The organism is Mycobacterium shunyiense (assembly GCF_058270075.1).
The window spans coordinates 140,880-159,843 of sequence record NZ_JBZDPU010000005.1; the positions used below are offsets into that span (position 1 = coordinate 140,880).

Here is an 18,964-nt window from a genome sequence, read left to right on the forward strand (position 1 = left end):
CCCGCAAGGTGCTGCGTCCTCGCGACCGACAGCGGGGGCGTCAGCCCGTGACGGCGCGTTCGTGTGTCTTGTCGGCGGATTGATTCGCACGCCGGTCGCGGTGGTGTAGGCGCCATTCGTAGACCAAGCCGGCCACGCCGAGTGCGGCGGTGCTCAACGACACCAGGACCAGTGCCGGGCTGATGTTCCCGGTCAACGCGTCGCCCAGGACGACGACGGCCGCTGTGCCGGGGAACAGCCCCACCAGCGTCGCCAGCGCGTAGGGGACAGCCCGCACCGCAGACGCGCCGGCCGCGTAGTTCAGCACCGAGAACGGCACCGCCGGGATCAATCGCATGGACAGCACCACCGGCCAGCCACGCTGGCGCAGCCGGGTATCGAGCGAGTCGATCCGGGGGTGCGGGACCAGGCGATTGAGCTGCCAACCGGCAGCGCGGATCAAGAACAATGCGAGGACCGCGCTCACCGCGCTGGCCACCACGGCTATGGCCACACCCAGCACCGGCCCGAACAGCAGGCCCGCAGCCAGGGTGAATGCGGTGCGCGGGAACGGGAAGACCGTGATGATGATGTGCGCACCGAGGAATGCCAGTGGGAACCAGGGACCCACGGAGGTGGCCCAGTCCCGCATCTGCATCGCGGTCGGCAACGGAATCAGTACGGCGACTGCGACAAGAATCACAATGCCGGCCAGCGGGCCCACGATCCGCCGGGGCGGCAGTTGGGAAACCGTCGAGATCACCGCGGCGCGCAGCACGCGCAGGGTCCTGACGACGGGTTTCACGTCTTCCAAGAGTACGGGGCGCAGGCACCATTGACCGCTGGGTGTAACCGCGAGTCCACCCACCAGCGGTCAGAGCCGTGACGGCGATCATTTAGCCTGAGGGTCAAGTAGGTAGGTCACACGCTGCGATAACAGGAGATGCGGGTGTCGTTACAGGGGACTAGCGCGGTCGAGGCGGACCGACAGCAGTGGCGGACGGCAGTCGCCGGAGTGCTGGCCAAGAGCAGCCGACGGGATGTGGCCGATCTGCCGGCCGAGCCCGAACGCCTACTGGATTCGCAGACCTACGAGGGTTTCGCGATCCGGCCGCTCTACACGACCCTCGATGCAGTGCCCGAGTCCGCGCTGCCGGGACAGTGGCCGTTCGTGCGCGGCGGCGATGCCCTTCGCGACGTGAAGTCCGGATGGCGCGTCGTCGAAAGCTTCCCGGCTGTCCCTGGTACCGCCGTCGGCACCGTCAACGGTGCGGTCCTGGTGGCCTTGACGGAGGGCGCCAGCGCGCTCTCCCTGCGGGTCGGCGACGAGGGCGGCATCGCCCTGGGCGAGCTGGACCGTCTGCTCGACGGCGTGTTCCTGGACTTGGTGCCGGTGATCTTCGAAGGCGTCGAAAGCGCCGGTGCCGACCTGGCGGCAGCGGCCGACGCGGTGCTGGCGCTGCTCGGAAACCTTGACGAGGACCAGCGCTCGCGGCTGTCGATCGACCTCGGTGTCGACCCGCTGACCGCGCCGTTTTCCGGCCGGCCCGCCACCGACGGCGCGGACCTGCCGGCCACCGTCGCCAAGCTCACCGGCCACGGCGGGGGAGTGCGGGCGATCACGGTTGACGGCCCGGCGTTCCACAACCTCGGCTCGAGCGCCGCCTGGGAGCTCGCGGGATCGATCGCCGCGGCGGTCGCCTACCTGCGTCTGCTCAGCGACGGCGGGGTGGCGACGCCGGATGCGTTGCGGCAGATCAGCTTCCGCTACGCCGCCGACGACGACCAGTTCATGACGATCGCCAAGTTGCGCGTTGCCCGGCAGCTCTGGGCGCGGGTGGCCGAGGTGGTCGGGGCCGACACTGCAGATGACGCCGGAGCCGCGCGCATTCACGCGGTGAGCTCGTTGCCGATGATGACCCAGCGCGACCCGTGGGTGAACATGCTTCGCACGACCCTGGCCGCGTTCGCGGCGGGTGTCGGGGGTGCCGACACCGTGCAGGTGCATCCGTTCGACGCGGCGATTCCGGATGGACTGGACGGGACGTCGGCGACCTTCGCGCGGCGCATCGCCCGCAACACCCAGTTGCTGCTGTTGGAGGAGTCGCACATCGGTCAGGTGCTCGATCCGGCCGGTGGCTCGTGGTTCGTCGAAGATCTGACGGCTCAGTTGGCCGAACAGGCGTGGGCGCACTTCCAGGACATCGAGGCGCGGGGCGGGTTCGTCGCCGCTCGCGATTACATCGCGGCCCAGATCGCCGAGGTCGCTGCGCGGCGCAGTGACGATGTCGCGCACCGTCGCACCGCGATCACCGGCGTCAACGAATTCCCCAACCTCGACGAACAGCCGCTGCCGCAGGGATCGTCGGTGTCGTCCATCGCGCGGTACGCAGCCGGATTCGAGGCGCTGCGGGACCGCTCGGATGCGTTCCTGGCATCGACCGGGGCACGGCCCAAGGTTGTGTTGCTGCCGCTGGGTCCGCTGGCCGAGCACAACATCCGCACCACCTTCGCGTCGAACCTGTTGGCGTCCGGCGGAATCGAGGCGGTCAACCCCGGGACCGTCGAGGCGGCCGCGGTTGCCGCGGCGGTGGCCGATGCCGGTGCCCCGACGGTGGCGGTGCTGTGTGGCAGCGACGCCCGCTACGGTGCCGAGGCCTCCGCAGCTGTGGCCGCTGCACATGCGGCCGGTGTGCGTCAGGTGCTGCTGGCCGGCCCGGAAAAAGCTGTCGCCGAGGCTGATTCGAAGCCGGACGGATACCTGACCGCCAAGATCGATGCGGTCGAAGCTTTGTCGAACCTGCTCACCGGACTGGGGGCCTGAGATGACTGCCACAACTGGAATCGGAAGTTTCGCGGACGTACCGCTGCACGGCGAAGGCGCGGGTGAGCCCGCCACTCCGGAAGCGGTCGAGACGCACGTCGCGGCGGCCGCGACCGCGCATGGCTACACCCCCGAGCAGTTGACCTGGGCCACGCCCGAGGGGATCGATGTCAAGCCGGTGTACATCGCCGCCGACCGCGACGAGGCGGTCGCCGCCGGCTACCCGCTCGACACCTTCCCGGGGGCACCGCCTTTCGTGCGTGGGCCGTACCCGACCATGTACGTCAACCAGCCGTGGACCATCCGTCAGTACGCCGGTTTCTCAACTGCTGCCGAATCCAACGCGTTCTACCGGCGCAACCTGGCCGCCGGGCAGAAGGGCCTCTCGGTGGCCTTCGACTTGGCCACCCACCGCGGATACGACTCGGACCATCCGCGCGTACAGGGTGACGTCGGAATGGCCGGTGTGGCCATCGATTCCATTCTCGACATGCGCCAGTTGTTCGATGGCATCGACCTGTCGACAGTCAGCGTGTCGATGACGATGAACGGCGCTGTGCTGCCGATCCTGGCGCTCTACGTCGTCGCAGCCGAGGAGCAGGGGGTGCCGCCGGAGAAGCTGGCCGGGACCATCCAGAACGACATCCTCAAAGAGTTCATGGTCCGCAACACCTACATCTATCCGCCCACGCCGTCGATGCGGATCATCTCGGACATCTTCGCCTACACCAGCGCCAAGATGCCCAAGTTCAACTCGATCTCGATCTCGGGCTACCACATCCAAGAGGCCGGGGCGACTGCCGATCTGGAGCTGGCCTACACGCTGGCCGACGGTGTCGAGTACATCAAGGCCGGCCTCGATGCCGGCCTGGACATCGACAAGTTCGCGCCGCGGCTGAGCTTCTTCTGGGGCATCGGCATGAACTTCTTCATGGAGGTGGCCAAGCTGCGGGCCGGCCGCCTGCTGTGGAGCGAGCTGGTGGCGCAGTTCGACCCGAAGAACGACAAGTCGCTGTCGCTGCGCACCCATTCGCAGACCTCGGGCTGGTCGCTGACCGCGCAGGACGTGTTCAACAACGTCGCCCGAACCTGTATCGAGGCGATGGCGGCCACGCAGGGGCACACCCAGTCGCTGCACACCAACGCCCTGGACGAGGCGCTGGCGCTGCCCACCGACTTCTCCGCGCGGATCGCCCGCAACACCCAGCTGTTGCTGCAGCAGGAGTCGGGGACCACCCGGCCGATCGACCCGTGGGGCGGTTCGTACTACGTCGAGTGGCTCACGCATCAGTTGGCCGACAAGGCGCGTGCCCATATCCACGAGGTGAACGAGCACGGCGGCATGGCACAGGCCATCAGCGACGGCATCCCGAAGCTTCGCATCGAGGAGGCTGCGGCCCGGACCCAGGCACGGATCGACTCCGGTGCCCAGCCGCTGATCGGTGTCAACAAGTATCAGGTGGAAGAGGACCAGGAGATCGAGGTCCTCAAGGTCGAGAACAGCCGGGTGCGGGCCGAACAGCTGGCCAAACTGCAGCAGCTGCGGGCCGACCGCGACGAGTCGGCAACGCAGGCCGCGCTGGCCGAGCTGACCCGTGCCGCCGAGGCGACAGGTTCTGCGGGGGAGGACGGACTGGGCAACAACCTGTTGGCCCTGGCCATCAATGCCGCCCGCGCCAACGCCACCCTCGGCGAGATCTCCGACGCCCTGGAGAAGGTGTACGGGCGGCACCAGGCCGAGATCCGTACCATTTCGGGCGTCTACCGCGACGAGGTGGGGAAGGGCAGCAACATCGCTACCGCAACCGAGCTCGTGACCAAGTTCGCCGAGGCCGACGGCCGTCGGCCCCGGATCCTGGTGGCCAAGATGGGCCAGGACGGGCACGACCGTGGCCAGAAGGTGATCGCAACGGCGTTCGCCGACATCGGTTTCGACGTCGACGTGGGCTCGCTGTTCTCCACCCCGGAGGAGGTGGCCCGTCAGGCCGCCGACAACGACGTGCATGTGGTCGGGGTGTCGTCACTGGCCGCGGGGCACCTGACCCTGGTGCCCGCGCTGCGTGACGCGCTGGCCGAGGTGGGCCGACCCGACATCATGATCGTCGTCGGCGGGGTCATCCCGCCCGGGGACTTCGACGAGCTCTACGCTGCCGGCGCGAATGCGATCTTCCCGCCTGGCACCGTGATCGCCGATGCGGCCATCGGCCTGCTGCAGAAGCTGGCAGACCGGCTCGGTTACCAGCTGAGCGAGTAGTGGCTTCCGTTCGGCGGGCAGGAGCGGAGCGACCCGGGACATGAGTGCAGTTCAGGAACTGGCGGAGGCCATCCGGGGCGGCGACCGAGCTGCCCTGGCGCGGGCCATCACGATGGTGGAATCCACCCGGGCCGACCACCGTGACCAGGCTCAGCAGTTGCTGCTGGAGTTGATGCCCGAGGCGGGCAAAGCTCAACACATCGGCATCACCGGCGTTCCCGGCGTCGGCAAGTCGACGACGATCGAGGCCCTCGGCATGTACCTCATCGGGGCCGGCCACCGGGTGGCGGTCCTGGCCGTAGACCCGTCGTCGACCCGGACCGGTGGCTCGATCCTGGGAGACAAGACCCGGATGGCCAAACTGGCGGTTCATCCCGACGCCTACATCCGGCCGTCGCCGACGTCCGGGACGCTCGGTGGGGTGGCCAAGGCCACCCGCGAGACCATCGTTCTGCTGGAGGCCGCCGGCTACGACGTCATCCTGGTCGAGACGGTGGGGGTGGGGCAGTCCGAGGTCACCGTGTCGAACATGGTCGACACTTTCGTCTTCCTCACCCTGGCCCGCACGGGTGACCAGCTGCAGGGCATCAAGAAAGGTGTGCTGGAGCTGGCCGACGTCATCGTCGTCAACAAGGCCGACGGCGAGCACGCGATCGAGGCCAAGGCGGCCGCCCGCGAACTAACGGGTGCCATCCGTCTCATCTACCCCCGTGAAACGCTATGGCGGCCACCGGTTCTCACGATGAGCGCGATCGAAGGCCACGGGCTGACCGAACTCTGGGAGACAGTGCTCAAGCATCGTGAGGTGCTGACCCAGGCCGGTGAGTTCGAGGCCCGGCGACGCGCGCAGCAGGTGGACTGGACCTGGTCGATGGTGCGAGACACCGTGCTGGACCGCGTGATGTCGCATCCTGGTGTCCGCAGTATCCGCGACGAGGTGGAGCGCCGGGTGCGCGAGGGCGAACTGACACCGGCCCTGGCCGCGCAGGAAATCCTCGACGCGGCCGGATGACAGGGAAAGGCTGGGTTGACCCGGAGATGAGGGACGTGAAGGCGAAACTGCGTGTGCTCGTGGCTGCCGCGATGGTCGGCGGTGCTGTCCTGACCGGCTGCGGCGGTGGATCGACCGCCCCAGCACCCACCGTGGCCAAGTCCAAGCTGCAAACCATGGCGAAGGAGAACCTGGAAGCCGCGGCCAAGCGCAAGGCCAAGTCTGTGACCTGCGACGACGGTATCGTCGGCAAGGTGGGAGCGACCCAGCATTGTGTGCTGACAGACAAGAACGGCACCAAGTACGGCGTTACGGCTACGGTCAAGAACGTCGAATCCGAGAAGGTCAAGATCGACTTCAAGGTGGATGACAAGCCGAGTCCCTGACCCGATCGCCGGGCTCCGGCTAACAGGTAGATAACGCCTGTGGAATTTGCCGGGGGGCCAGGTAAATTCAAGTGTGTGACCGATCACAACGGGGAGCGCGACGAGGCGCTTCCACACGGCGTCCAAGGCGCGGCGGACAGGAACTTCTCCTGCACGGTCCGCGGGTTCTCAAAGTTGTTCCCAGGCCGGAAGTACGGCGGCGGGGCACTGGTGATTCTCCAAGACGGTCAACCGGTGGTCGACGTCTGGACCGGCTACTCGGACCGTTACGGTACGCAGCATTGGACAGCCGACACGGGCGCGATGGTGTTCTCCGCGACGAAGGGAATGGCCTCGACGGTCATCCATCGGCTCGTCGATCGTGGTCTGATCGATTACGCCGGCCCGGTGAGCGACTATTGGCCTGAATTTGGGGCCAATGGCAAATCCGCGGTCACGGTGCGACAGGTGATGGCGCACGAGGCGGGACTGTCTCAGCTCAATGGCGTCAGCAAAGCCGATCTGTTGGATCACGTGGTGATGGAAGGCCGGGTTGCGGCGGCGCCGGTGAACTCACTTCTGTTCGGCAAGCCCGCCTATCACGCGCTCACCTATGGCTGGCTGTTGTCGGGTCTGGCCCGCGCGGTCACGGGGCAGGGCATGCGCGAGCTGTTCCGGATCGAGTTGGCAGAGCCGTTGGGCACCGATGGCCTGCATCTGGGTCGGCCGCCGGCCGACGCCCCGACCCGGGCCGCACAGATTCTGGTTCCGCAACGACGGTGGCCCAACCAGGTCTTCGACTTCATGGCACCGCGGATCGCAGCGCTGAACTTCTCCGGCGCTTTCGGTTCCATGTACTTTCCCGGCGTGATGTCCCTCGTTCAGGGGGACACTCCGTTTCTGGACGCCGAGGCACCCGCCGTCAACGGTGTCGCCACAGCCCGTGGCCTGGCCAGGATGTACGGCGCAATCGCGAACCACGGCCGTTTCGGTGGCGCGGACTACCTGTCCGAGCGCATCGTTGGCGGCTTGGCCGGTCCGCCCGGTTTACGCCCGGACCGCAATCTCGGGGTGCCGCTCGGCTTCCATCTCGGGTATCACTCGGTGCCGTTCGGGATCATGCCCGGATTCGGTCATGTCGGGCTCGGCGGGTCGGTCGGCTGGGCGGACCCGGCCAGCGGGCTGGCGATCGGGTTCGTGCACAACCGTCTGCTGACTCCGATGGTGTTGGACATGGCCGCCTTCGTCGGTCTGAATGCCCTGATTCGCAAGGACGTGGCCCGTGCCCGCGAGCGGGGATTCGAGGCGGTGCCGAACCTCGGCGCGGACCCGTACGAGTTGTCCAAACCCGTCGCGGGATAGTTCACCCAAATGGGAGCCGACCGGTTGCAACCAGCAGGTCGGCTCCCGTTCGTTGCGGAGGGTTGAGCGCGGGCCAGGAACGGCCACGTACCGCTTCTACCTGCAGTGATATACATCACACTATGTCCCATATTTGGGAGGCTCGTCCCGTGGTTGCAGCGCATGTCCACCGTTAACCTCGGCAGATTTGCTTTGGTAGACACATTGTGGTTTTTGTCACGCATTCGCGTACGGCGTGGGCTGGATCTCAGTCGGCCTGCCCTGGCGCCGGAATTTGGTACGTCTACGTCTCCTGTGTTGCGACAGTTTCCCGGTCTGCGGTGATCCATGCTGGTTATGACGTTGCATAGTCAATGATGACCATTAGCTGATGCGTGATGAGGGTACACATTCGTACCATTTTCGCGTGCCTGCCGCATGGAACATGAATTCGGTTCAACTACGGATCCCATAGTTTGCGTGGCGGTTGCCAGCTAACTATTCGCAGTCGACCTATGAATTAACTGTGAGTGGTGAATCAAACACCGTTTTCAAACTATGGACAACCTGTGAAAGCGCCGCTCCGCGTCTTAAAACGGCTCGGGGTTAGTTAGCGGGATAATTACCCCCGCGCCGTGGTGGTGGGACATTGAGGGCTCAATAGTGTTGGTGCACAGCAGTATTGGTGAACTATGGCAGGTGTCGACGATCCGGGTCCGGTGCCTCGCTGATGAAATTGGCCGGTGCTGCCATTTCTCAAGAATTGGTCCGTGCAGCGAACGTCTGAAAGTTTTTGCGATCGGGTGTTTCCAACATCCAGTTGGTCCACGCGCTAGGCTACGGACCCGCGTTGGCAACGACTCGTACCGGATACGGGGATTCGGTACCGTGCGTCGTGGGCGACGTAGCGCACATTCTTTTCCGCGTTCTAAGTATGTTGATCGACGCTTTGCTGATCGATCGCATCGAGAGAGGTGAGCCAACTTGGCCGAGACACCAGTCACCCCGATTGCCGTAATCGGCATGGGCTGCCGTCTGCCCGGAGGGATCGACTCACCGGCCGCGTTCTGGCAGGCACTTCTGCGGCGAGACGACCTCGTCACCAAGGTTCCCCTGGATCGCTGGGACGCGGACGAATACTACGACCCGGAGCCAGGAGTGCCTGGTCGTTCCGTGTCCAAGTGGGGTGCGTTCCTCGACGATGTTTCAGGATTCGACGCGGACTTCTTCGGTTACGGGGAGCGTGAGGCGCCGTCCATCGACCCGCAGCACCGACTCCTGCTCGAGACGTCATGGGAGGCCCTCGAGCACGCGGGTCGTGCTCCCGGCGACATCGCCGGATCGTTGACCGGCGTCTTCCTCGGTATGACGCACAACGACTATCAGATGGTCGCTGCCGAGGCGGACGCGCTGGACGGCGCCTACGGTTTCGCCGGAACGAACTTCAGCCTGGCGTCGGGGCGTGTCGCCTACGCACTGGGCGTACACGGACCCGCGCTGACGGTCGACTCGGCCTGCTCATCGGGCCTGCTGGCCATCCACATGGCGTGCCGGAGCCTGCACGAATCGGAGAGCGACCTGGCCCTGGCCGGCGGCGCCTCACTCCTGCTCGACCCGAAGAAGATGGTGGCGGGCTCGGCGCAGGGAATGCTGTCGCCCACGGGCCGCTGCCATGCGTTCGACGTCGGCGCCGACGGGTTCGTCTCGGGCGAGGGCGTCGCCATGGTGCTGTTGAAGCGTCTTGCCGATGCCGAGCGTGACGGCGACCGGGTGCTCGCCGTGATCCGCGGCACCGCGGCCAACCAGGACGGCCACACGATCAACATCGCGACCCCGTCGGAGGAGTCGCAGAGCGCGGTCTACCGCGCGGCGCTGGCCGCCGGAGCGGTCGATCCGGTGACCGTCGGCATGATCGAGGCCCACGGAACCGGAACGCCGGTCGGCGACCCCATCGAGTACGCCAGTTTGGCCGCGGTGTACGGCACGGACGGCCCGTGCGCACTCGGGTCGGTGAAGACCAACATCGGGCACGCCCAGTCGGCGTCCGGAGCGATCGGTCTGATCAAGGCCGTACTCGCCCTGGAGCACGGCGCCGTTCCGGCCAACCTGCATTTCACCGAGTTGCCCGAGGCGATGGCCCGGCTCAACAGCTCACTGGTCGTCCCGACCGAACTGATGCCGTGGCCGGTCGCCGGGGAACACCCGCGTCGCGCGGCCGTGTCGTCCTACGGGTTGTCCGGTACCAATGTGCACGCGGTGCTCGAGCAGGCGCCCGCAGCCGGGTCCGAGCCCGCCGGCGCGCCGGGCGGTGACGGCGAGCCGATGATGTTCCCGGTGTCGTCCACCTCGGCCGACGAGTTGCGGCGGACCGCAGGCCGGTTGGCCAACTGGCTGATCCACGAGGCCGGCGACCAGCCGCTGCCGGATCTGGCGTACACGCTGACGAGGCGCCGCGCTCACCGGCCGTTCCGCACGACGGTGACGGCGGCGACCGCAGAGGAACTCGGGGCAGCGCTGCGGGAGGTCGCCGAGGGCGACGCGGTCTACGAGCCGGCCGTCGGAACCGGCGAGCGCGGACCGGTGTGGTTGTTCTCCGGCCAGGGTTCGCAGTGGGCGGGGATGGGTGCGCAACTTCTTGCCACCGAGCCCGCCTTCGCGGCGGCCATCGCCGAACTGGAACCCCTCATCGCCGCGGAGTCAGGTTTCTCCGTGACCGAGGCAATTTCGGATTCGGAGCCCGTCCAGGGCATCAACCGGGTGCAGCCGACGATATTCGCGATGCAGGTCGCGCTCGCTGCCGCACTGAAGTCCAGGGGAGTGCAACCCGGAGCGGTGATCGGCCACTCGATGGGCGAAGCCGCAGCCGCGGTGGTCGCGGGGGCGTTGTCGCTACAGGATGCCGTGCGGGTGATCTGCCGGCGGTCGACCCTGATGACGCGGATCTCGGGTTCGGGCGCCATGGCCTCGGTCGAGCTGCCGGCGCAACATGTGCTGTCCGAGCTCGCCGCCCGAGGCATCACCGACGTGGTGATCTCCGTGATCGCCTCGCCGAAGTCCACCGTCGTCGGCGGAACCACCGAACGCATTCGGGAACTCGTCGCCGATTGGGAACAGCGGGACATCATGGCGCGCGAGGTCGCGGTCGACGTCGCGTCGCATTCGCCGCAGGTCGATCCGATCCTCGACGAACTCGCCGAGGTGCTCAGTGACCTGACCCCGCTCACGCCGACGGTTCCGTACTACTCGTCGACGTCGTACGACCCCCGCGACGAGCCCTACACCGACGCCGACTACTGGGTCGACAATCTGCGCCACGCCGTGCGGTTCTCGGCTGCGGTGCAGGCCGCCCTCGAGGACGGCTACCGCGTGTTCGGTGAGCTTTCTCCGCACCCGCTGCTGGTTCACCCGGCCCAGCAGGTCGCCCGCAGCCTGGACATCAACATCGCGGCACTGCCGAGCATGCGGCGTGAGACCGAGATGCCCACCGGTCTGCTGCAGTACGTCGGCGACCTGCACAGCGCGGGCGCTGCAGTCGATTTCGGGACGCTGTACCCGGCGGGCACCCTCGCCGACGCACCTCTGCCCACCTGGACTCGTCTGCCGCTGACCGTCAGCCGGGACGCTCGCGAGCACGTTCCCGGGGGCGGACATCTGCTCAGCGTCCATCCGCTGTTGGGTGCGCACGTCGTACTTCCCGAAGACCCCGAGCGTCATGTCTGGCAGGCCGATGTCGGTGTCGACGCTCAGCCGTGGCTGGCCGACCATCAGGTCCACAACGTGGCCGCACTTCCGGGCGCCGCGTACTGCGAGATGGCGTTGGTCGCCGGTCGCTCGCTGCTGGGGGATGCCTGCGAGGTACGCGACATCACCTTCGAGCAGATGCTGCTGCTCGACGCCGAGACCGTGGTCTCGGCCGAGGCGAAGGTGACCCCCGAGGGGGCAGTGCAGTTCCTGGTCGAGACGGCCGGGGATGGCGAACAGATCCGGCGTGCCGCGGCGGTGATCGCCGAGGCGGAGCCTTCGGAGGCGCCGACCCGACTCGATCTGACCGAACTCAAAGCGGCCCACCCTCGCCGTGTCGAGGGCGATGCGCTGCGTAAATGGTTCGGGGACAAAGGTATTCAGTACGGGCCGGCGTTCTCCGGCCTGGCGGCGGCATTCACCGCCGACGGTCCCGTCACCAGTGTGCTGGCCGAGGTCGCACTGCCCAGCGCAATCCGGTCCCAGCAGGGCGCCTACCAGATCCACCCGGCCTTGCTCGACGTGTGCTTCCAGTCGGTGGCGGCGTACGCCGAAGGCGAGGACCCGGGCGGTCTGCTGCTCCCACTGGGCGTGCGGAGCCTGCGTGCGTCCGGGTCGACCCGTTCGGCGCACTACTGCCTGCTGCAGGTCACCAACGCCGACGCCACCAGCGTGGAAGCCGATCTCGATCTGCTCGACGAGGACGGTGAGGTCCTGCTCGCCGTTCGTGGTCTGCGGCTGGGCACCGGCATGACCGAAAGCGGTCAGCGGGAACGCATCTTCAACGAGCGCCTGCTCGCCGTCGAGTGGCACGAGCAGGAACTGCCGGAGGCCCGGACATCCGGGACGGGCAAGTGGTTGTTGATCACGTCCGACGGTTCGGATCTGCTGACCACGGAGTTGGCCGACGCGCTGGAACCCGACCTCGGTGACGTGTCGACAGTGGTCTGGCCCGAACGGGCGAACCAAACCGCCAACGCCGAATCGCTGCGCAAACACCTCGGTGCCGAGACCTACAGTGACGTCGTCCTGGTCCTGGCCGGCGCAGCGGCAACGGGGGACCGGGAGTCGGCGTCCCGGGGCCTGGGGCTGGTCCAGCGCGTGGTTCACATCGTGCGCGAACTGATCGACGTCGACGATCAGGCTCCGCGCCTGCACCTCGTCACACGTGGCGCGCAGTCGGTGCTGCCCGGCGATGCGCTCAACCTCGACCAGCTCGGACTGCGCGGACTGGTCCGGGTGGTCGGAAACGAGCAGCCGCAACTGCACGCGACGCAGATCGACGTGGACGAGCGCACCGATCCCAAGGACATTGCCCGCCAACTGCTCGCCGGCAGTCCCGAGGACGAGACCGCCTGGCGCGACGGTCGGTGGTACACCGCACGGCTGGGGGCCAGCCCGTTGGCTGCCGACGAGCGGCTGTCCACCACCGTGGACCTGTCCACCGATGCGGTGCGCCTGAGCATCCGGACCCCAGGTGACTTCGGTTCGCTGGAGCTGACCACCTTTGAGCGGTCGGCCCCCGAGAGCGGCTGCATCGAGGTGAGGGTCAGCGCGTCGAGCCTGAATTTCGTCGACGTTCTGGCGGCGTCGGGCCGGTATCCCGGTCTCGCCGAGCAGTCCGCAGCGCTGGGCCGCGATTTCGCCGGCGTCGTCACGGCCGTCGGACCCGACGTCACCGACCACAAGGTCGGCGATCGGGTGGCCGGGGTTGCGGCGACCGGTTGCTGGGGCACGTTCGTCACGTGCGCGTCCGACCTGGCCGTCGCGCTGCCCGATGAGTTGGCCGTGGACAGTGCCGCCGCGGTGCCCACCGCGCATGCCACCGCGTGGTACGCGCTGCGGGAGCTGGCGAGGATATCGGCACAGGACAAGGTGCTGATCCATTCGGCAACCGGAGGCCTCGGCCTGGCAGCCATAGCCATCGCACGCGAGTGCGGAGCCGAGGTGTTCGCCACTGCCGGCAGTCCCGAGCGTCGGCAACTGTTGCGCGACATGGGCATCAAGTATGTCTACGACTCGCGCACGCTGAGCTTCGCCGATGAGATCCGCCGCGATACCAACGGATACGGTGTCGACGTCGTGCTCAATTCGCTGACCGGGTCAGGGCAGCGTGCCGGACTGGAACTGCTCGCCTTCGGCGGCCGGTTCGTCGAGACCGGAGTTGCTGACCTTCGCGGTGACGCCACCCTCACGCCGGCGATGATCCGAGAGGGCCTGTCGTTCCACGCGGTCGATCTGTCGTCGCTGAGCCAGCGTCGACCCGACGTCGTCCGCCGACTGCTGCAGACGGTGTTCGGCAAGCTCGCCGAAGGCGCGCTACCGCTGCCAGAGATCAGCACCTATCCGCTGACCGGATGGGCCGCGGCGATGGAACTGATGGATGCGGCCGGGCACACCGGCAAGCTCGTCGTGAAGATCCCGGAGTCGGGCTCGGATACGGCGGTGGTGCCGCCCGAGCACGCACCGGTGTTCCGCGCCGACGGGGCTTATGTCATCACCGGCGGTCTCGGCGGCCTCGGACGGTTCCTCGCCGAGAAGATGGCCTCGGCCGGTAGCGGCCGGATCGTGCTCAACGCGAGGTCCCAGCCGTCCGCCGAAGCACTCGTCGAGCTCGACCGGATCCGCGGCCTCGGTACCGAGGTGGAGGTGGTCACCGGTGACATCGCCGATCCCGCCACTGCCGCGGCGCTGGTGTCGGCGGCGACCGCCACCGGACTGGCACTGCGTGGTGTCCTGCACGCGGCAGCGGTCGTCGAAGACGCCACGCTGACCAACATCACCGATGACCTGGTGGCCCGAGATTGGACACCAAAAGCTGTGGGCGCGTGGAACCTTCACGACGCGACGCGGTCGGAGTCGCTGGACTGGTTCTGCTGCTTCTCGTCGGCAGCCGCCCTGGTGGGCTCACCGGGGCAGGGTGCGTACGCCGCTGCCAACAGCTGGTTGGACGGATTCACCCAGTGGCGGCGAAACGCGGGACTCCCGTCGAGCGCCATCGCGTGGGGCGCGTGGACCGAGATCGGCAAGGGTGCCGGTTTTGCCGAAGCCTCCGATTCGGCGATCGCGCCCGACGAAGGTGCCCACGCGTTCGAGACGATGTTGCGGCACAACCGTGGCTACGCCGGCTATACGCCGATCGTGGGGGTGTCCTGGCTCGCCGACTTCGCCAAGCGGGTCCCGTTCGCCGAGTCGTTCCGTCCCGCGAGTTCCGGGGATTCCGATGCCAGCGGGTTCCTCACCGAGTTGTATGCCAGTCCGCAGGACGAATGGCCTTCGCGGTTGCGCCGGCTGGTCTCCGACCAGATCAGCGTGCTGCTGCGTCGTTCGATCGACCCGGATCGTCCGCTGGCCGAATACGGTATCGACTCACTGGGCAACCTCGAGGTACGGACCAGGATCGAGACCGAAACCGGGGTGCGGATCAGCCCGGCGGACATCACCACCGTCCGCGGGCTCGCCGACAAGTTGTGCGAGAAGTTGGTCGCCAATGCCGACACGGAGCTGACACCGACGGCGTGATGCCGAATTCGGTTGAGTTTATAGAGGAGTCACGTTGCAGTTAGGGTCCGTTTCGATCGGTTCGGTCGAAGAGTGGGACGCACCGCCCGGTTCTGCCGTTTCCTGGCGAGCCTCGCCGGCCTCGTGCGCCAAGGCGGCTGAAGCGCCCGTCAGTGACGTGCCGGTCAGCTACATGCAGGCCCAGCACCTGCGCGGGTTCGTCGATCAGCGAGCCAAAGGCCTGGACTACTCCCGTCTGGTGATCGTGACGTGTGACATTCCAGGGCAATGCGACATCAGGGCGATGACCTACGTGGTCAATGCCCATGTGCGCAGGCATGACACGTTCCGTAGCTGGTTCGAGTACCACGATGTCCACGACATCGTGCGGCACACGATGCCCAATCCGGCCGACATCAAGTTCGTGCCCACCCGGCACGGCGATCTCACGTCGGAGGAACTGCGTCAGCTGACGCTGTCGACGCCGGATCCGCTGCACTGGGACTGCTTCACCTATGGCATCGTCCAGTACCCGGATCGGTTCACGATCTACGTGAGCATCGACCACCTGCACATGGACGCGACGTTCGCAGGTGTCACGCTCATGGAGTTCCACGCGATGTACACCACCCTCGTCAGTGGTGGCGCGCCCCTGGCACTTCCGGAGGCGGGCAGTTACGACGCCTTCTGCATGCGTCAGAAGGAACTGCTCGGTGCTTTGACGCCGGATTCGCCGGAAGTCAAGGCGTGGGCCGACTTCGCGACCAGCAACAAGGGCAGTCTGCCGGACTTCCCACTGCCCCTGGGCGATCCGCTCGAGCCGTGTGGAGCGGAGATGTGGGTCGAGACCCTCATGGACGAGGAGCAGACGGCCAATTTCGAATCGGCATGCGTCGCAGCCGGGGCCCGCTTCATCGGTGGCATGCTCGCCTGCACCGGGATGGCCGAGCATGAACTGACCGGAGCGGATACCTACTACGGGCTGACACCGAGCGATACCCGCAAGACCACCGCCGACCTGATGACGATGGGCTGGTTCACCGGGCTGGTCCCGATCACCGTCCCGATCGCGGGTAGGTCCTTTGCCGAGTCGGCCGTTGCGGCACAGCAATCCTTCGACGCCGGACATCAGCTCGTCGATGTCCCGTTCTACCGGGTGCTCGAGCTGCGACCCGAATTGGATTGGCCGAGGCCGAATTTCCAGGTGATCAACTTCCTGGATGCCGGGGCGGCCCCGTTGTCGGTGCTGCTCACCACCGAGCTGGAATCGATGCGGATCGGCATGTTCAGTGACGGCGTGTACTCGTACCAGATGACGGTGTTCCTGGTGCGATTGAAGGACCGCACGGCGGTCTCGGTGGTCTATCCGAACAATCCCGAGGCACATGAATCGGTCGGCCGGTACGTCAAGGTGCTGAAGTCGACGTGTGCACGGGTGCTGGAAAACCTCAGCGCAGGGTCGCGCAGGTGAGCCGCGGAATGAAGTCAGAACAGGAAGGCACACTCGATGGCTGAGTCAACACTCAACGGCGTGTTGCGTGAGCGGGCGAGCATGCAGCCCAATGACATCGCCTACACCTTCGTCGATTACGAACGCGACTGGGATGGCGTTGAGGAGACCCTGACCTGGGGTCAGCTCTACCGACGCATCCGGAATCTGGCGGGGGAACTGCAGACCCACGCCGCAGCGGGGGACCGCGCGGTGGTGCTGGCACCGCAGAGCCTCGACTACATCGTCGCGTTCCTGGCTTCACTGGAAGCCGGGGTGGTCTGCGTCCCGCTGTCGACGCCGATAATCGGCGCCCACGACGAGCGGGTCACCGCGGTCCTGCGTGACGCGGCGCCCACCGTCATCCTCACCACGTCCGCGATTTCCGCGACGGTGACCCCGTATGCGGTGGCCCAGGACGGCAACCCGGCACCCGTCGTGCTCGAGGTCGACACGCTCGACCTGGATTCCCGCAAGGCGGTACGGCTGAGGCGCGAAGCCGCCCCCGAGACCGCGTACCTCCAGTACACGTCGGGCTCGACGCGGACTCCCGCGGGCGTGATGGTCTCGAACCGCAACCTGACGGCCAACTTCGAGCAGATGATGGCCAGCTTCTATCCGGACTACAACCGCGTGCCACCGGCCGACACGACCGTCGTGACGTGGCTGCCGCTGTACCACGACATGGGGATGATGGCGGGCATCGTGGCGCCGATCCTGGGTGGATGGCGCACGGTGATGATGAGTCCGTTGGCGTTCCTGGCCCGTCCGGCACGCTGGATGCAGCAGCTCGGCAGCGTGACCACTGGCCTGACCGCGGGGCCCAACTTCGCCTTCGACCTGGCTTCGGCCAAGACCACCGATGACGATATGGCGGGTTGTGACCTGGGCAACGTGCTGAGCATCATCAGCGGCGCCGAGCGTGTTCACCATGCGACCGTCGAACGCTTCACCAAGCGGTTCGCCGCATTCAATCTGCAGGGCAAGGTGATTCGTCCGTCCTACGGCCTGGCCGAGGCCACGCTGTACGTCGCGACGCGCGAGCCGGGCAAGCCGCCGGTGGTGGCCCACTTCGAGCCCGAGAAACTGGCCGCCGGGCACGCCGAGCGGTGTGCCAGCGGAACCGCGCTGATCAGCTACGGGACACCACAGAGCCCCGCCGTACGGATCGTCGATACGGAGTCCCACACCGAGATGCCCGCCGGGATGATCGGTGAGATCTGGGCGCAGGGCGAGAACATCGCGGCCGGATACTGGAACCGGCCCGCCGAGACGCAGGAGACCTTCGGCGCGACCGTCGACGGCGTCCCCGGCGGAACATGGCTGCGGACCGGCGATCTGGGCTTCATCTCCGAAGGCGAGTTGTTCATCATCGGACGGGTCAAGGATCTCCTGATCGTCCGCGGGCGCAACCACTACCCGGACGACATCGAGGCCACGGTCTCGGCGATCTCCCGTGGGCGCGTCGCTGCGATTGCGGTGAACCATGAAGAGGAAGAGAAGCTGGTCGCCGTCATCGAGGTCAAGAAGCGTTCCGACGAAAGCCCGGAGGACCTGTCTGAGCGTCTCACGTTGATGAAACGCGAAGTGATCTCCGCCATCTCGACGGCGCACGGACTCAACCCCGCCGACCTGGCACTCGTGGCCCCCGGCTCGCTCCCGATCACCACCAGCGGCAAGGTCCGTCGTCAGGCGAGTGCAGAGCTGTACCGGCGGCAGGAATTTGCGAGGTTGGACGCCTGATCGGGGCTGAACCGAAGCGCTGAAACCACCATGTGGGCAACCCTTTTGCTGATGGCCATCGCGGTCAGCCTCGAACCCGTACGGATCGGGCTGACCGTGTTGATGCTGAACCGTCCCCGGCCGGTGCATCAGTTGCTGGCGTTCCTGTGCGGTGGATTCCTCATGGGCCTGGTGGTCGGCGGGACGGCGTTGCTGGTCCTCGACGCCGCACCGCTGGCCGCAGGCACGCTCACCGTGCCCAGGATGCAGATCGGGATCGGCATCCTCGCCTTGGTCGCCGCCGTGTTGGTCGCCGCCAACGTGGGCTCGCGGCGGGCGCAAAAGGCAGAGCCGGCGCCTGAGGAATCCGGCTCCGGCCAGGTGGCAGTGGCGGCGCCGCGCGTCGGTCTGCGAGACCGGATACGTGCGGTCATGCAAGGCAATTCGCTGTGGGTGGCCGGCGTCAGCGGGCTGGGCATCGCGCTGCCGTCGGTCGACTACCTGGCGGCACTGGCCGTCATACACGCCTCCGGTGTCGCACCCGGCACACAGGTTGGCGCGGTGATCGCCTTCAACCTGGTGGCATTTGCACTCGTGGAGATCCCACTCCTGAGTTACCTGATTGCGCCGCAACGTACGCTGGTGTGGATGACCCGCGTGCACACCTGGATCCGTTCGTGCACGCGGCGCGACGTAGCGATGATCCTCACTGCTGCAGGTGCTTTGTTCATCACGATCGGTCTGCTGGGGATTTGAG

10 protein-coding genes are annotated in these 18,964 nt (G+C 66.8%); 9 read left to right on the plus strand and 1 reads right to left on the minus strand.

What is annotated here, in order from left to right:
* Nucleotides 1-40: 40 nt before the first annotated feature.
* A complete protein-coding gene (locus AC4ELH_RS03195) occupies nucleotides 41-784 on the minus strand; it encodes a TVP38/TMEM64 family protein (RefSeq protein WP_498883226.1) in 744 nt (247 codons plus the stop codon).
* 138 nt (nucleotides 785-922) lie between these two features.
* Here AC4ELH_RS03195 and mutA point away from each other — a divergent pair, with 138 nt between their 5' ends.
* From mutA to AC4ELH_RS03240, 9 genes are all read left to right on the plus strand, one after another.
* Nucleotides 923-2,803, plus strand: coding sequence for a methylmalonyl-CoA mutase small subunit (gene mutA, locus AC4ELH_RS03200; protein WP_448447752.1), 1,881 nt, complete (start codon nucleotides 923-925; stop codon nucleotides 2,801-2,803).
* 1 nt (nucleotide 2,804) lies between these two features.
* Entirely contained in the window at nucleotides 2,805-5,057 is a 2,253-nt protein-coding gene (gene scpA, locus AC4ELH_RS03205) for a methylmalonyl-CoA mutase (protein WP_064883534.1), read from the plus strand.
* 40 nt (nucleotides 5,058-5,097) lie between these two features.
* Complete coding sequence (meaB, locus tag AC4ELH_RS03210; protein WP_064883531.1) at nucleotides 5,098-6,069, plus strand: methylmalonyl Co-A mutase-associated GTPase MeaB; 972 nt, start codon at nucleotides 5,098-5,100, stop codon at nucleotides 6,067-6,069.
* Nucleotides 6,070-6,095: 26 nt separating this feature from the next.
* Nucleotides 6,096-6,434, plus strand: coding sequence for a DUF4333 domain-containing protein (locus AC4ELH_RS03215; RefSeq protein ID WP_064958609.1), 339 nt, complete (start codon nucleotides 6,096-6,098; stop codon nucleotides 6,432-6,434).
* 75 nt (nucleotides 6,435-6,509) lie between these two features.
* Complete coding sequence (gene lipL / locus AC4ELH_RS03220) at nucleotides 6,510-7,775, plus strand: esterase/beta-lactamase LipL (protein ID WP_064883527.1); 1,266 nt, start codon at nucleotides 6,510-6,512, stop codon at nucleotides 7,773-7,775.
* 963 nt (nucleotides 7,776-8,738) lie between these two features.
* Entirely contained in the window at nucleotides 8,739-15,017 is a 6,279-nt protein-coding gene (gene pks2, locus AC4ELH_RS03225) for a sulfolipid-1 biosynthesis phthioceranic/hydroxyphthioceranic acid synthase (protein ID WP_448447746.1), read from the plus strand.
* A 34-nt stretch (nucleotides 15,018-15,051) separates the two neighbouring features.
* A complete protein-coding gene (locus AC4ELH_RS03230; protein ID WP_064958612.1) occupies nucleotides 15,052-16,467 on the plus strand; it encodes a condensation domain-containing protein in 1,416 nt (471 codons plus the stop codon).
* A gap of 36 nt (nucleotides 16,468-16,503) precedes the next feature.
* Nucleotides 16,504-18,228, plus strand: coding sequence for an AMP-binding protein (locus tag AC4ELH_RS03235; RefSeq protein ID WP_498883227.1), 1,725 nt, complete (start codon nucleotides 16,504-16,506; stop codon nucleotides 18,226-18,228).
* Between the two features lie 30 nt (nucleotides 18,229-18,258).
* Nucleotides 18,259-18,963 (plus strand): GAP family protein, encoded by a 705-nt coding sequence (locus AC4ELH_RS03240; protein ID WP_448447743.1) that lies wholly within the window; start codon nucleotides 18,259-18,261, stop codon nucleotides 18,961-18,963.
* Nucleotide 18,964: the final 1 nt, after the last annotated feature.

Coding starts and splice junctions, on each gene's coding strand:
- mutA (WP_448447752.1), top strand. CDS start 923: ATGCGGGTGTCGTTACAGGGGACTAGCGCGGTCGAGGCGGACCGACAG.
- scpA (WP_064883534.1), top strand. CDS start 2,805: ATGACTGCCACAACTGGAATCGGAAGTTTCGCGGACGTACCGCTGCAC.
- meaB (WP_064883531.1), top strand. CDS start 5,098: ATGAGTGCAGTTCAGGAACTGGCGGAGGCCATCCGGGGCGGCGACCGA.
- AC4ELH_RS03215 (WP_064958609.1), top strand. CDS start 6,096: ATGAGGGACGTGAAGGCGAAACTGCGTGTGCTCGTGGCTGCCGCGATG.
- AC4ELH_RS03235 (WP_498883227.1), top strand. CDS start 16,504: ATGGCTGAGTCAACACTCAACGGCGTGTTGCGTGAGCGGGCGAGCATG.
- AC4ELH_RS03240 (WP_448447743.1), top strand. CDS start 18,259: ATGTGGGCAACCCTTTTGCTGATGGCCATCGCGGTCAGCCTCGAACCC.